General features: G+C 56.2%; 13 protein-coding genes. 9 read left to right on the top strand and 4 right to left on the bottom strand.

The annotated features are described in order from the left end of the window. Positions 1–20 precede the first annotated feature (20 nt). The gene (locus tag ACQY4M_RS16925; protein WP_428546566.1) at positions 21–926 is read left to right on the top strand and encodes an IS256 family transposase; all 906 of its coding nucleotides are present in this window, start codon (positions 21–23) and stop codon (positions 924–926) included. Here the strand turns inward: ACQY4M_RS16925 and ACQY4M_RS16920 are convergent. The 4 genes from ACQY4M_RS16920 to ACQY4M_RS16905 all read right to left on the bottom strand — a co-directional run bounded on the left by ACQY4M_RS16920 (position 901) and on the right by ACQY4M_RS16905 (position 6,879). Then, entirely contained in the window at positions 901–1,572 is a 672-nt protein-coding gene (locus tag ACQY4M_RS16920) for a hypothetical protein (protein ID WP_428546563.1), read from the bottom strand. The genes ACQY4M_RS16925 and ACQY4M_RS16920 overlap by 26 nt on opposite strands. Positions 1,573–1,761: 189 nt before the next feature. Further along, positions 1,762–2,988 carry an IS256 family transposase gene (locus tag ACQY4M_RS16915; protein ID WP_428539582.1) on the bottom strand — a complete coding sequence of 409 codons (1,227 nt, stop codon included), beginning with the start codon at positions 2,986–2,988 and terminating at the stop codon, positions 1,762–1,764. 200 nt (positions 2,989–3,188) lie between these two features. Next, on the bottom strand, positions 3,189–5,549 hold the full coding sequence (locus ACQY4M_RS16910; protein WP_428541140.1) for a M10 family metallopeptidase C-terminal domain-containing protein: 2,361 nt from the start codon (positions 5,547–5,549) through the stop codon (positions 3,189–3,191). Between the two features lie 103 nt (positions 5,550–5,652). Then, complete coding sequence (locus ACQY4M_RS16905) at positions 5,653–6,879, bottom strand: IS256 family transposase (RefSeq protein WP_428539582.1); 1,227 nt, start codon at positions 6,877–6,879, stop codon at positions 5,653–5,655. A 179-nt stretch (positions 6,880–7,058) separates the two neighbouring features. Here ACQY4M_RS16905 and ACQY4M_RS16900 point away from each other — a divergent pair, with 179 nt between their 5' ends. The 8 genes from ACQY4M_RS16900 (at position 7,059) to ACQY4M_RS16865 (ending at position 13,969) form a co-directional block, all read left to right on the top strand. Then, entirely contained in the window at positions 7,059–7,793 is a 735-nt protein-coding gene (locus ACQY4M_RS16900; protein WP_428546560.1) for a response regulator, read from the top strand. Then, positions 7,793–8,776, top strand: a complete 984-nt coding sequence (locus tag ACQY4M_RS16895; protein WP_428546557.1) for a HAMP domain-containing protein — start codon at positions 7,793–7,795, stop codon at positions 8,774–8,776. The genes ACQY4M_RS16900 and ACQY4M_RS16895 overlap by 1 nt, the downstream gene beginning before the upstream one ends. Before the next feature lie 73 nt (positions 8,777–8,849). Then, positions 8,850–10,349, top strand: a complete 1,500-nt coding sequence (gene istA / locus ACQY4M_RS16890; RefSeq protein WP_428539289.1) for an IS21 family transposase — start codon at positions 8,850–8,852, stop codon at positions 10,347–10,349. Then, positions 10,346–11,014 (top strand): IS21-like element helper ATPase IstB, encoded by a 669-nt coding sequence (gene istB, locus ACQY4M_RS16885; RefSeq protein ID WP_428546554.1) that lies wholly within the window; start codon positions 10,346–10,348, stop codon positions 11,012–11,014. The genes istA and istB overlap by 4 nt, the downstream gene beginning before the upstream one ends. Positions 11,015–11,057: 43 nt before the next feature. Beyond that, positions 11,058–11,501, top strand: a complete 444-nt coding sequence (locus ACQY4M_RS16880; RefSeq protein WP_428546551.1) for a sensor histidine kinase — start codon at positions 11,058–11,060, stop codon at positions 11,499–11,501. A 141-nt stretch (positions 11,502–11,642) separates the two neighbouring features. Continuing rightward, entirely contained in the window at positions 11,643–12,095 is a 453-nt protein-coding gene (locus ACQY4M_RS16875; protein WP_428546548.1) for a c-type cytochrome, read from the top strand. Between the two features lie 42 nt (positions 12,096–12,137). Continuing rightward, positions 12,138–13,514 (top strand): multicopper oxidase family protein, encoded by a 1,377-nt coding sequence (locus ACQY4M_RS16870; RefSeq protein ID WP_428546545.1) that lies wholly within the window; start codon positions 12,138–12,140, stop codon positions 13,512–13,514. Continuing rightward, entirely contained in the window at positions 13,511–13,969 is a 459-nt protein-coding gene (locus ACQY4M_RS16865) for a c-type cytochrome (RefSeq protein WP_428546542.1), read from the top strand. Before ACQY4M_RS16870 ends, ACQY4M_RS16865 begins: the two co-directional genes overlap by 4 nt. The last annotated feature ends 12 nt before the right edge of the window (positions 13,970–13,981 follow it).

Raw genomic sequence — 13,981 nt, 5'->3', positions numbered from 1 at the left:
CAACCGAAAGCCATGGCCTCATGCAGAGGTCTTTCAAAGGTATTTCCACGGGTGATTTCGGCGAAGCACTGGCGGCCCTTCTGGGGCCTGATGCGGGTGGTTTGACATCGAGCACGATTTCGCGCCTGAAGGCGGAGTGGTGGGCAGAATACGAGCGTTGGAACCGGCGTGACCTGTCGGCCAAACGCTATGTGTATTTCTGGGCCGACGGGGTTTATTTCAAGCCGCGCACGGATGCTGACAAGCAATGCATGCTGGTGATCATCGGCGCGGACGAGTGGGGTAACAAGGATGTTCTGGGCCTCGTGGACGGGTATCGAGAAAGCAGCCAGAGCTGGCGTGAACTGCTGCTGGACTTGCAACGTCGTGGCCTCAGAAAAGCCCCTGATCTGGCCGTTGGTGATGGCGCGCTCGGCTTCTGGAACGCCTTGCGGGAGGTGTTCGGTGAGACCCGGGAGCAGCGCTGCTGGGTGCATAAAACCGGCAACGTCCTGAATGCCATGCCGAAGTCGCTGCAAGCCAAAGCCAAGGGCCATCTACAGGACATCTGGATGGCCGAGAACAAACGGGACGCCGAGGCCGCGTTCAATTTCTTCATCGAAGCCTATGGCGTGAAATACGAGCGTGCCGTGGGGAAGCTGACCAAGGACCGGGACGTGCTGCTGACCTTCTACGACTTCCCTGCCGAGCACTGGAAACACATCCGCACATCCAACCCCATCGAAAGCATATTTGCCACCGTGCGGCACCGAACGAAGAAGACCAAAGGCTGCCTCGGGCGCAAGACCGCCTTGGCAATGACCTTCCGCCTGATGATGTCGGCAAAGAAGAAATGGCGTAAACTCGACGGCGCATTCCGATTGCCGGAAATCATCGAAGGGGTTGAATTTAAGGACGGGATCAAGCAGGAAAAACATGCCGCCTGATTACTGCGTCACCAACTTTTGGGCATAGCTCAAGGAAAGTCGAACCCACCACAAGCCAGCTTTTGCGACGCGCATCGGAAATATCCCGGTCCAGAACCTCGGCGCGCTCGTAAAATTCGGCCACCGCGATCACCTGACCGGTCCAGATCTCCCTGATCGGGCTGTAAACCTCAAGCAGCGGAATTCCAAGGGCGGCTTCGGCCTGATCCTCAAGATCATTGAGATTCTCGTAAGACGCTGCAATACGCCCCGACCATGCCAGTTTCAAATCATCCGATGGCTCAAAAACCTTGCCGATCAGCGCGGGATCGGATGCGTGAACAACCAGGCCACCCGGTTTCCATATTTTATAGGAAACCACGCGTTCACCCAGCGATGTGCCCTCGAAAATCTCGGTCAACGCACGTTCGGCAGGGTCTGACAGTGTATCACTTCGGGCCAGATCCTGACTGAGTGGGGATACGAAACTTTCCATGAACAGGGCCGCAGAGGTGGCCGAATTCTGCACAACCGCTTGTTCGATCCGGGATGAAACCCAGAAGCCGACGATCAACATTGCGGCAATCATAACGATAGCCCCTGCCAATAGAAATTGGCCAGGCAAGGTTAGTCGCTTCCAGTTCAATTCGCGCGTTTTCAGGTCCATTCCAGCAAGTCTAGCATGGAAACATGCCAAAACCACAGACTTTGGTCGGGCCTTGCGGTTGCCATTTATCCAATGATTAATAGCAACCTGACCGCCAAAGTATCCGCCCTTACCGGTAACGGCGGTTGTGTCTCGAAAGTGGTGGAAATTGATTTCAGGCACCTCCGAGCGGGTTGAGTTATGCGCCGGTCAGGCGGCTTGGTCAAGGGTTGCGTCGGCGACGGGCTGAGCGAGCGTTTCCCAGCCATCGACCTTTCGCATGACGATCTGCCCCGAGGCCATCAGAGCCCAAAGCAGCATCGGCACGGTCTCGGCGCATGGCAGCACGGTCTGGGTCTTGATGCGGCGGCGGAATTCCTCGTTCAGGCGTTCGATCGCATTTGTCGTTCTGGCCGATTTCCACTGGCCTTGTGGCAGACGCGTGAAGGTGAAAAGCTTATCTCCTGCTTCTTCCAAGCTGTCAGCGACGGCCTTGCATTTCAGCCGCCATTTTCGCAGAAATGCCTTGCGGCGGGTGGCGATTTCCTCGGGTGTTTTGGCGTAGATCATGTCGCGGTAATCTTCTGTCAACTCATCATGCATACGCTTGGGTGCCTTGGCCAGAAGGTTGCGGTGCTTGTGCACCGTGCACCTCTGGATCGGCAGATCTTCACCCCAGAGGGCAATGAGAGCGACCTCAAGTCCCGGTGCCCCGTCCACGATGACAAATTCGGGCCGTTTCAACCCGCGCGCATCCAGATCGTTGATGAACTGACGCCAGGCGGAGGTGCTTTCGCCGCCCATGTTCATCAGTGATAACAAGACCTTCTGCCCATCCCGGCGCACGCCAATCGCGGCCAGAACCGAGATATTGGTGGCCTTCCTGTCAATCCGCGTTTTGATCACGGTGCCGTCCAGGATCAGCCGCACGATGTCTTCATCCGCAAGGCTGCGGGCGCACCACGCCTGCCAGTCCACCTTCACCTTGCGCCAGGCGCGGCTCACCACATCCTTGCTGACCGCCCCCTGAAACAGGCCGAACAGGGCGCGTTTTACCCGCCGTGTGTTGGTGCCCGAAAGGTAGACAGCAGCGATCAGCGCCTCGGCCTTCTTCGTCAGCCGCTGGTAGCGGGGCAATGCCTTCGAGCGCCATTCTCTGGCCTTGCCGGCCTCGCCTGTGATCCGCGCACGCGGCACGCGCACCGTTTCGGTTCCAAATGTTCCGACCAGTTGCCGCTCGCGATGCCCGTGGCGGTATCCGGCCTTTGCCCCGCCGCTGCGGCCATACCGGCAACGGCCCAGAAACTGCTCCAGCTCCTCTTCGAAAACCGCCTCGATCGTCGCGCGGATGTTCTGGCGCAGCCGGTCTTCAATCGGGTCATAGCCTGCTTCATTGGCCAGTAGCGCGGATGTCGATGTTGCTGTATTCTTTGTCATGGCGTGATCTCCTTGGCGGTTCCAGCCGCCGGTTGGGTGGCTTCGATGCACCCGGAGATTACGCCGTCCTCGAATTTCCACCAAACTCGCGACACTACCTCCGGTAACGCAGTTCGGTCACTGGTTTATAATTGACCATTCAGCATCTTCCCAATGTGCCATTCAGCCCATGCGCGGATGTGGCTGGCAACACGTTAAACCTAAACGTAAACCACCGAGCCATCATCATAGGTAATGCGTGTGGAAATCAAATTCCCGGCAGCATCAAAATCTTTCAAGATTTCGTCCCAAGCAGCCGTATTATCAACGTCAAAGTTGGTATCCCAACGCGTCCCGTCATCATTCACGGTGCTGCGGAAGTACACTCCACCTGTCGCATTGTAAGCTTGCATTACACTGGCCCAACTACCGGTATTATCGACATCGAAATTGGTGTCAAAATGCGTGCCATCATCATTGGTGGTGCGACGGAAATACAGCTGGCCGGCACTATCAAAATTCTGCAGGATTTCCGCCCAACTATTTGTGTCATCAACATCAAAGTTACGGATCGTCCGTGTTCCGCTATCGTTGGCTGTGTCCACATAATCAACACCGCCTGTGGCTGTATATCCAGTCAAACTGGATGCCCATGTGGCCGTATCATTCACATCGACAACAAGTTCGAATTTGGTTCCATCATCATATATAGTACGACGGAAATACACTTCACCGGTGGCTGTGTATTGCTGAAGTATGGATGTATATGTAGCCGCATTACCAGCATCAATGTTTGTCACGAATGACGTTCCATCATCATTTGTGACTTTACGATAATACAATTGGCCCGCTGTATCATAATTCTGAACAATTGTCGTCCAGGCTTCAACAGCTGCGGGATCGTAATTTGCAACTGTTCGTGTGCCAGTATCATTTGTGACATCTGTATATGTTAACTGACCAGAAGCATTGTACGCTTGCAGCATAGACGTCCATGACTGGGCGTTTGCAGCATCCAGATACTTGTCGAACCGCGTACCGTCATCATTCATCGTTTGCACAAATGACTGGGCGCCTGTTGATGTGTGGCGGGTTTCAATGGACACCCAGCTATAGGCGCTAGTGAAATCGTAAATTACATTCGCGTCCGTTCCATCATCAAAATATGTATCTTTGCTTGTCATCACGCCAGATGCATTCAAGTGGGTGTGGATTGAAGTATAAGATGACGTATTTCCAAGATCATATTCGGACACAATGGTAGGCCCATTCAGATCGGTTTCAGCATTGATCACCCATAATGTATCAAGCGCACCATTCGTCACTGTTATTGAGCCATCAATTGTCACATTATTACCCGATACGACCAAATTCGGTAGTGTCATTGTCCCCTTCAGGACAATTGTGTCTGATGTGGCTTTGCTTGCACCCGATGTGTAGTCGGTGATTGTATCCGACCCGGTTTCGCCCGAACTGAAAACAAAACCATCATAACCGGCACCACCCGTCAGGATATCCGACCCAACACCACCTTCAAGCGTGTCATTGCCGCCCATCCCGTTCAGCGTATCATTGCCGCCCATGCCCTTTATGATATTTGCCACAGCATTGCCGGTTACATTGTCATTTCCGCTGCCCATGGTGGCATTTTCAATTACGGTCCCGCGCGCAATGGCCCAGTTTCCAAGCAGCCCGTCTATGTCTGAATATGTTTCGGCATTCATATCCAGCCGGTTGCTGGCTGTGCTGAATGTAAGATCAATCAGATCGTTCCCACCTTGATCATAGATGGTCAAAGCCAGTGGATAGTAGGTCTTAACATCAACTGTTGAACCGCTATCGATCGCATTGAACAAAGTGCCAAGATAACCTGTCAGGTTTGTACCGGTTCCCCATACTGTATCGCCAGCTGTTGTGCTGCTTGCACCAGGGGCGCCATACAGGTTTTGGATGGCAATAATGTCTGCCATCATCGCAGTGGTCAGAAACGCAAAACTGGCCGCAATTGTCGTATTTTCCGTCTGACTGAAATATGACATGACAGATTCCTGCCAGCTGTCATTTGAATAGACATTATCAATGCCGTAAGTTGCCGAACCATTATAATCGCCCTGATGGCCCAATCCCAAAGCATGGCCTATTTCATGGATATACGTCTGAAACCCGTATCCCCCGATCTTTCCATCGCTGACATCATCCCAGTTGTCAGGAATATTAACAGTCGAGGAGATTATAGTGTTTCCACTAGTTGTGGAATAAGAATACGCGCCACTTGTATCAGAGCTAACAAATGTAATTTTAGCGCCGCTTGTGACTTCGGTGAAAACAATATTTGCAACATTTGACCACGCCTCAAGGGCCGCTCTGGCAAGTTTTAGTGCCGATGCACTTAGACCTGTGAGGTTTACTGTAATAACATTGCTAGCCGCGGTATTAAAGCTGCGCTCATGACCAACTCCACCCCAGGCACCACTTGTCAAGTAGCCAGCAAGCACATCATTTGAAGCAAATGGTTTGGGCGCATAATTAATCCCTGTTTGATTGTACAGCGATGCTTTCAAAGATTGGCCTGTGATACTCATATTGTCAGCTCTCCGTTAACTGATTTATTACTATTCCGGTTGTGTCTCGAAAGTGGTGGAAATTGATTTCAGGCACCTCCGAGCGGGTTGAGTTATGCGCCGGTCAGGCGGCTTGGTCAAGGGTTGCGTCGGCGACGGGCTGAGCGAGCGTTTCCCAGCCATCGACCTTTCGCATGACGATCTGCCCCGAGGCCATCAGAGCCCAAAGCAGCATCGGCACGGTCTCGGCGCATGGCAGCACGGTCTGGGTCTTGATGCGGCGGCGGAATTCCTCGTTCAGGCGTTCGATCGCATTTGTCGTTCTGGCCGATTTCCACTGGCCTTGTGGCAGACGCGTGAAGGTGAAAAGCTTATCTCCTGCTTCTTCCAAGCTGTCAGCGACGGCCTTGCATTTCAGCCGCCATTTTCGCAGAAATGCCTTGCGGCGGGTGGCGATTTCCTCGGGTGTTTTGGCGTAGATCATGTCGCGGTAATCTTCTGTCAACTCATCATGCATACGCTTGGGTGCCTTGGCCAGAAGGTTGCGGTGCTTGTGCACCGTGCACCTCTGGATCGGCAGATCTTCACCCCAGAGGGCAATGAGAGCGACCTCAAGTCCCGGTGCCCCGTCCACGATGACAAATTCGGGCCGTTTCAACCCGCGCGCATCCAGATCGTTGATGAACTGACGCCAGGCGGAGGTGCTTTCGCCGCCCATGTTCATCAGTGATAACAAGACCTTCTGCCCATCCCGGCGCACGCCAATCGCGGCCAGAACCGAGATATTGGTGGCCTTCCTGTCAATCCGCGTTTTGATCACGGTGCCGTCCAGGATCAGCCGCACGATGTCTTCATCCGCAAGGCTGCGGGCGCACCACGCCTGCCAGTCCACCTTCACCTTGCGCCAGGCGCGGCTCACCACATCCTTGCTGACCGCCCCCTGAAACAGGCCGAACAGGGCGCGTTTTACCCGCCGTGTGTTGGTGCCCGAAAGGTAGACAGCAGCGATCAGCGCCTCGGCCTTCTTCGTCAGCCGCTGGTAGCGGGGCAATGCCTTCGAGCGCCATTCTCTGGCCTTGCCGGCCTCGCCTGTGATCCGCGCACGCGGCACGCGCACCGTTTCGGTTCCAAATGTTCCGACCAGTTGCCGCTCGCGATGCCCGTGGCGGTATCCGGCCTTTGCCCCGCCGCTGCGGCCATACCGGCAACGGCCCAGAAACTGCTCCAGCTCCTCTTCGAAAACCGCCTCGATCGTCGCGCGGATGTTCTGGCGCAGCCGGTCTTCAATCGGGTCATAGCCTGCTTCATTGGCCAGTAGCGCGGATGTCGATGTTGCTGTATTCTTTGTCATGGCGTGATCTCCTTGGCGGTTCCAGCCGCCGGTTGGGTGGCTTCGATGCACCCGGAGATTACGCCGTCCTCGAATTTCCACCAAACTCGCGACACTACCCCGCAAGGCATTCTCTGCTACAAACGGATACACTTTTCCCTGCGACAAACAGGGCAAAGCCGCGCTAAACGGAAAACACCATGAATGAAACGACACATATTTTGCCCCATATCCTGATTGTTGACGATCACAGGGAAATCCGCGATGCCGTTATGCGCTATCTGGAAAAGAACGGCTTTCGCGCAACTGTTGCGCAGGACGCGGTTGAAATGGATGCCAAACTGGCGCGCGGGCGGTTTGATCTGATTGTGCTGGATGTGATGATGCCCGGCGAGGACGGCTTGTCCGTCTGCCGCAGGTTAAGTGCCGAGGGGCGCACCCCCATTCTGATGCTGACCGCGCTGGGCGAGGAAACCGACCGTATCATCGGGCTGGAAATCGGGGCGGATGATTACCTGCCAAAACCCTTTAACCCGCGTGAATTGCTGGCACGGATCAAGGCCGTCCTGCGCCGCCGCGAACGGACCGAGCCATCGGCGGGGGCCTTATCTGGCCATCGGGTGCAGTTTGGCGATTGGGTGCTGGATACGGACCGGCGGGTGCTGACGCGGGTGGATGGCGGGGGCGAAACCGCGCTGACCACCGCCGAATTCAAACTGCTGACAGTTTTACTGGAACGCCCGCGCTTTGTATTGTCGCGGGATCAGTTGCTGGATCTGACATCGGGACGCACCGCACAGGTGTTTGACCGCACCATCGACAATCAGGTCAGCCGGTTGCGCCGGAAAATCGAAACCGATCCGGGCAAGCCGAAAATAATCACCACGGTGCGGGGCGGCGGTTATTGCCTTGCTACAGATGTAAAGAATCTTTGATGCGCAGGCTGTTACCCAAATCCCTGCGCGGACAACTGGTGCTGGTGATCCTTGCCACTTTTGTCGTGGTCCAGATCGTAAATCTGTGGCTGTTTGTTGACGAACGCCGCCTTGCGGTTCGCGCCGCCCTTGGGCTTGAGGCCGCTGGCCGCGCCGCCAATGTTGTGCGCCTGATCGAGGCCGCACCGGCGGATTTGCGACCAGCCATCCTGCGCGCGGCGGATTCGCCTTTGGTGCGGTTTTCACTGTCCGATGCGCCGTCGGTTGATCATCTGAACCATGATATGGGCGGTGTGATCCAGTCGCGTATCCGCAGTTTTCTGGACGATGCGGATGCCCATGAAATCAGGGTGGAACTGCATCAGACCGGTCCCAGTTCCGTGATGGAACAGGTAGCGCCCGAAATGATGCGCATGCATGAGCAGATGATGGGCCTTGATCTGTCATCCGTTGAAATGCAACTGGCCATTGGACTGCGTGATGGCCAATGGTTGAACGTATCCACACGGTTTCACCGCCCGCCAATCCAGTGGCCCTGGATATCGACCATCAGCTATGCGCTGGCCACGTTGATAATCATGGCAACGGTCTGGGTGGCGCTTAGCCGGCTAACAGGTCCTTTGCGTAAACTGGCCAATGCTGCCGAAAGTCTGGGCCGTGGTGAAACGGTGCCGGAACTGCCCGTGCAGGGCCCCGAAGAATTGCGCCGTCTGACCGCTGCCTTTAACGAAATGCAAAGCAGATTGACCCGCTTTGTATCCGAACGCACCCGCCTGCTGGCCGCACTTGGGCATGATCTGCGCTCGCCGCTAACGGCGCTTCGAGTGCGTGCGGAAATGGTGGATGATGACGAAACCCGCGAACGGTTGGCAGCGATCATCGAGGAAATGCAGGAAATGGTCGAATCCACCCTGTCATTCGCGCGCGGCATGGTCACGGCTGTGAATCGGCGTGCAAAACTGACCCACTTGGGTGGGTTATGAGCGAGTAAAATTGACCCACCTGTTTCGTTAACATCCGCGCAAAATTGTGCGGAGGAAAGAGCAGGTGATATTGATGGAAAGCGTATCGAAGATCCGGCGCTGGGTGCTGGTTGAAGGGCGCAGCATCCGGTCTGTGGCGCGGGCGACGGGACTGTCGCGGAACACGATCAAGAAGTATTTGAAGGACGAGAATCCGCCGAGCTACCAGCGCCATGCGCCGCCAGTTCGGCACAAACTGTGCAATGGGTTTGATCTTCGGCTGCAGGAACTGTTTGATCAGGACTCGAGGCGACCACGCCGGGAGCGGCGGACGGCCCAGAAGCTATACGAGCAGCTTGTGGCAGAGGGCTATACCGGGTCCTATTCGCCGGTTCAGCGTTTTGTTCGTGAGTTGAAGCGCGCCGGGGCCTGTTCGGGAGATGCGTTTATCCCGCTGCATTTTGCGGCGGGTGACGCGCTGCAATTTGACTGGAGCGAAGAACGGGTCGTACTGGGTGGTGTCGAGCAGAAGGTGAAGGTCGCTCATTTCCGCCTGTGTCACAGCCGCAAGCCTTTCGTGATTGCCTATCCCGGTGAAGCCCAGGAGATGGTGCTGGATGCTTTCGTGCAGGCGCTGTCCTTTTACGGAGGCGTTCCGCGCAGGGTGATCATCGACAACCCCAAGACCATGGTGACCTACGTTTCGCGCTCGAAGGAGCGGATATTCCATCCCCGGTTCCTGGCCTTGATGAACCACTATGTGATGGAGCCGGTGGCCTGCACGCCCGCTGCGGGCTGGGAGAAGGGACAGGTCGAGAACCAGGTCCAGTTCTTGCGGGGCCGGTTGTTCGTTCCCGAACCGGCCTTTGATGATCTCGAGGCGCTGAACGCGTGGCTGCGTCTGCGTTGCGAAGATCTGGCAGAGCGTCCCCATCCCGAGCAGCAGGATCGCACGATTACCGAAGTGTTCGAAGACGAGCGCGCCGAACTGCGCCCCCTGGGTCGGGCCTTCGACGGCTACGTGGAAAAGACCGTCCGTGTCCGCTCCACCTGCCTGGTTCAATATGCCAGCAATCGCTACAGCGTGCCCTCCCGCTTTGCCGGGCATCATGTGTCGCTACGCGCCTATGCCGGCCGGATCGTGGTGGTCTCCGGTCAGGATGTGATTGCCGAGCACAGGCGTCATTTTACCCGCAATATCAGCTATTTCGAGCCCTGGCATTACGTTCCCCTGCTGGACCGCAAGCCTGGTGCCCTGCGCAATGGCGCCCCCTTTGTGGGCTGGGAACTGCCCGAGGCCATGCATCGGATCAGGGAACATTACATGGCTGGTAAAGGCGGGGATCGGGAGTTCGTCGACCTGCTCCTGCTGGCACAGGATCACGGGATCGAGGTGGTCGAGACGGCCTGCAATCTGGCGGTGGCACAAAACACCCTGCGGCTGCCCGCCATCATCAATCTGATCAACCAGTTGGTGGAACCGGTCATCACACCGCTCAGCGATGCCTGCGCTTATCCGCAGCTGACCTTGCGGCCCGAAGCCGATTGCAAACGCTATGAGACCCTGTGCTCGGCTGAGGAGGTTGCCGTATGAATGCCTTGATCGACCAACTGACAGCCCTCAGGTTGCATGGAATGGCAGCTTGCGCCCATGATCTGCTGTCCGCGCGCAAGCCGCCAAGTCTGACCACAGCGATAAGGCAACTGATCGACGCCGAGACTGTAGAGCGCCGGGTGCGCTCCATCCAGTATCAAATGAGGGTTGCGAAGTTCCCCCATCACAAGGACTTCGCCACCTTCGATTACAGCGCCGCCGCCCTCACCCAGGCCCAGATCGAACCATTCTGCACCGGCCAGTTCACAGAGGAGGCCCATAACCTCATCCTGGTGGGCGGAACCGGCACGGGCAAAACCCACATCGCCATCGCGCTGGGAACGACGCTGATCAACAACGGCAAGAAGGCGCGCTTCTTCAACGCCGTCGATCTGATCAACGCCCTGATCAAGGAACAGGCCGACGGCAATGCAGGGAAGATCATCCGGCAGCTCTCGGCTTTGGACTGCGTCATCATCGACGAGCTGGGCTACATCCCGTTTCCCAAATCCGGTGGCGCGTTGCTCTTCAATCTGATCAGCAAGCTCTACGAGAAGACCAGCATCATCATCACAACCAACCTTGAGTTCGGTGAATGGGTCTCGGTCTTCGGGGATGCCAAGATGACAACCGCCCTTCTGGATCGCGACACTACCCAGTTTTAAATGCTCATTGACAGTCACGGCAGAAGAAACCCAGACAGTCGGAGTGCCCGATTTCCTAAGCGAACTGGTGGCGGATATTTCCGATGTGGGGGGGGATGTGACCTTGCAGGATGTCACCCCGATGTCGGTCCGTATCAAACCCGTCGCAATGCGCCGTGCGCTGCGCAATGTGATCGAAAACGCTATCCGTTACGGCGGCGGGGCCAGTGTCACGGCGACGCAGGATGACAACAACGTCATAATCACCGTTTCCGATCACGGACCCGGCATCCCCAAAGCAGATCTGGAGCGGGTGTTCGACCCGTTCGTGCGGGTGGAAAAATCGCGAAATCTGGAAACCGGCGGCACCGGTCTGGGACTGTCGATTGCCCGCACGGTTATTCAGGCCCACGGCGGTGATATCACACTGTCAAACCGGTCCGAAGGTGGCTTGCAAGTGGAAATTACCCTGCCCTTGGGCAGCGAGAAAACGGAGCCGGAAAGTTGATGGCTTCTGGAACCCTGACAACCAGTTATTGGACCTAAAGGAAAACGGCATGAAACAGCATATTACTATACCTTGGCATTCGTATTCGGAATGGCTGCACACACCGGGTTTGCACAAGATAACGCAGAAATCAGCGACCATATGTCAAGATCCGGATTTGTTCTGGAAAACGGCCTCCAGATTCCGGCCTTTGATCCGGCCAAAGGGCGCAAGCTGTTTGCCGCAAAGGGTTGTGTCGTTTGCCATTCGGTGAACGGTATCGGCGGCGAAGACGCGCCGGAATTTTCCGCTGAATACATGGATGAACCGATGAACGCTTTTGATTTTGCCGCGAAAATGTGGCGCGGCGCACCGGCGATGATCGCCATGCAAGAAGACGAAATGGGCGGTCAAATCGAACTGACTGGCGACGAGCTGGCCGCGATCATTGCCTTTGTCCATGATGCGGACGAGCAGGCGAAATTCTCGCAGGCCGACATCCCGCACGACATAGAAGAAATGATGCACGGTGATGGCGATCACGGAATGGAACCGGAAGCCGAAGTTCATGAAGAAGAGGCCGGAGATACAGGACATACCGAAGGGAATAACTGACCTGTAATTCCCCTGCCAACCATCCATCAGAAGGTCAATGTAATGCCCCATATAACAAGACGACAGTTCTTCGCAGGCGTTTCGGCGCTTGCCCTGATGCCCGCTATCGCAAGGGCCACCGAAATTCGCGAACTGCGGGCAGGGCCTGCAAAGGTGCAGGTCGCGCCCGCTGAATACCCCCAGACCGATGTCTGGGCGTTTGACGGCGCCGTGCCGGGCACGATGATCCGCGTCGGGCAAGGGGCGCGGGTGCAGCGCCGGTTGGTGAATGCGCTAAAGCAGGATACAGCGGTGCATTGGCATGGCTTGCGGATTGACAATGCAATGGATGGTGTGCCGGGGCTGACGCAGGATGCGGTGAAACCCGGGGGTGATTTCCTCTATGATTTCACGGTGCCGGATGCGGGCACCTATTGGTACCATTCGCACAACCAGTCAACCGAACAGGTTGCGCGCGGGCTGTATGGTGTGCTGATTGTGGACGAGCCGGACGCCCCCGAAGTAGATCATGACATTGTGGTTCTGATGGATGACTGGCGATTGACCCAACAGGCACAAATCGCTGCGGATTTCGGTCAGATACACGATTGGTCCCACGGCGGTCGGCTGGGCAACTATATCCATGCGCGCCTGTTCCCCGACGTGCAGTCGGTGCAGAAAAACCAGCGGCTGCGCCTTCGGTTTGTCAACACGGCGACGGACCGGATTATGCAATTCGGACTACGGGGGATGACCGGTCATATCGTTGCGCTGGACGGGATGCCGCTGCAACAGCCAATGGCGGCGGAAACGATGGTGCTGGCGCCGGCGCAGCGGGTGGATTTCATTGTCGATGTGACGGGTGATGTCGGGGAAAAGGCACAGTTTCTAATTCAGGATCGGGATCAGGTTTTCATACTGTCGGAAATACCGATTACTGCCCAACAGTCAGCCAACCCGCGTGATCTGGTTGCCGCACTCCCGCCGAACCCGATTGCCTATCTCACCGATGTATCCACCGCGCGCACAGCAGAGCTGCGCATGACGGGTGGCGCGATGGGCGGGTTGCGAAAGGCCGTTTATAACGGGCAGGAAATGGACGCCAATGAATTGATTGAAAACGGGCAAATCTGGGCCTTTAACGGGGTGGCAGGGATGCCCGAGGAACCGTTGTCCGTGGTTGGCAAAGGCGAAACCCTGCGCATCCCTATCGTTAATGACACCGTTTTCCCGCATGCCATGCACATCCACGGCAACCATTTTCAAGAGGTTCGCAAAGACGGATCGCTAGGGCCGCTGCGGGATACAATTCTGGTGCAGCCAAATGAAACAAAGGAAATCGCCTTTATCGGCGAAAACCCCGGCGAGTGGCTGTTTCACTGCCACATGCTGTCCCATCAAGCGGCCGGAATGCGAACATGGGTGCGGGTCAAAGTATGAAAATAGGGCAGGTTTTATTGTTTGTGGTGCCAGTCGTTGCGCTGGTGGCAGGGGGGTGGTCTCTGCTTGCCAATCGTCAATCCCGGGATGTCCAGCTGGGGCAGCAATTGTATCAGGAAAACTGCGCCTCTTGCCACGGGGCCAATCTGGAGGGGCAGGCGAATTGGAAAACGCCGGATGAAAACGGCATCCTGCCCGCCCCGCCCCATGACGAAACCGGCCACACATGGCATCACGGGGACAGGTTGTTGTTCGAATACACCAAACTGGGTGGTGCTGCTGCGCTGAAAAAGGCCGGTATAGATGATTTCAACAGCGGGATGCCCGGATTCGGGGATGTGCTTTCGGATCAGGAAATTAGGCAAACTTTGGCATATATCAAATCGAAATGGCCTGAAAAACTGCAATCCCTGCAGGAACAATCCACAAAATCCGAAGCCCAAAGCAACAGCTGACTTTACGGAAAC

It is taken from the genome of Profundibacter sp. (assembly GCF_965277155.1).
Classification (GTDB): Bacteria; Pseudomonadota; Alphaproteobacteria; order Rhodobacterales; family Rhodobacteraceae; genus Profundibacter.
This window is presented reverse-complemented; position numbering and strand designations above follow the sequence as displayed.

Bases quoted from the DNA above. Each gene is read 5' to 3' on its own strand.
- ACQY4M_RS16925 (WP_428546566.1), top strand. From the start codon at position 21: ATGCAGAGGTCTTTCAAAGGTATTTCCACGGGTGATTTCGGCGAAGCA.
- ACQY4M_RS16920 (WP_428546563.1), bottom strand. From the start codon at position 1,572: ATGGACCTGAAAACGCGCGAATTGAACTGGAAGCGACTAACCTTGCCT.
- ACQY4M_RS16915 (WP_428539582.1), bottom strand. From the start codon at position 2,988: ATGACAAAGAATACAGCAACATCGACATCCGCGCTACTGGCCAATGAA.
- ACQY4M_RS16910 (WP_428541140.1), bottom strand. From the start codon at position 5,549: ATGAGTATCACAGGCCAATCTTTGAAAGCATCGCTGTACAATCAAACA.
- ACQY4M_RS16905 (WP_428539582.1), bottom strand. From the start codon at position 6,879: ATGACAAAGAATACAGCAACATCGACATCCGCGCTACTGGCCAATGAA.
- ACQY4M_RS16900 (WP_428546560.1), top strand. From the start codon at position 7,059: ATGAATGAAACGACACATATTTTGCCCCATATCCTGATTGTTGACGAT.
- ACQY4M_RS16895 (WP_428546557.1), top strand. From the start codon at position 7,793: ATGCGCAGGCTGTTACCCAAATCCCTGCGCGGACAACTGGTGCTGGTG.
- istA (WP_428539289.1), top strand. From the start codon at position 8,850: ATGGAAAGCGTATCGAAGATCCGGCGCTGGGTGCTGGTTGAAGGGCGC.
- istB (WP_428546554.1), top strand. From the start codon at position 10,346: ATGAATGCCTTGATCGACCAACTGACAGCCCTCAGGTTGCATGGAATG.
- ACQY4M_RS16875 (WP_428546548.1), top strand. From the start codon at position 11,643: ATGTCAAGATCCGGATTTGTTCTGGAAAACGGCCTCCAGATTCCGGCC.
- ACQY4M_RS16870 (WP_428546545.1), top strand. From the start codon at position 12,138: ATGCCCCATATAACAAGACGACAGTTCTTCGCAGGCGTTTCGGCGCTT.
- ACQY4M_RS16865 (WP_428546542.1), top strand. From the start codon at position 13,511: ATGAAAATAGGGCAGGTTTTATTGTTTGTGGTGCCAGTCGTTGCGCTG.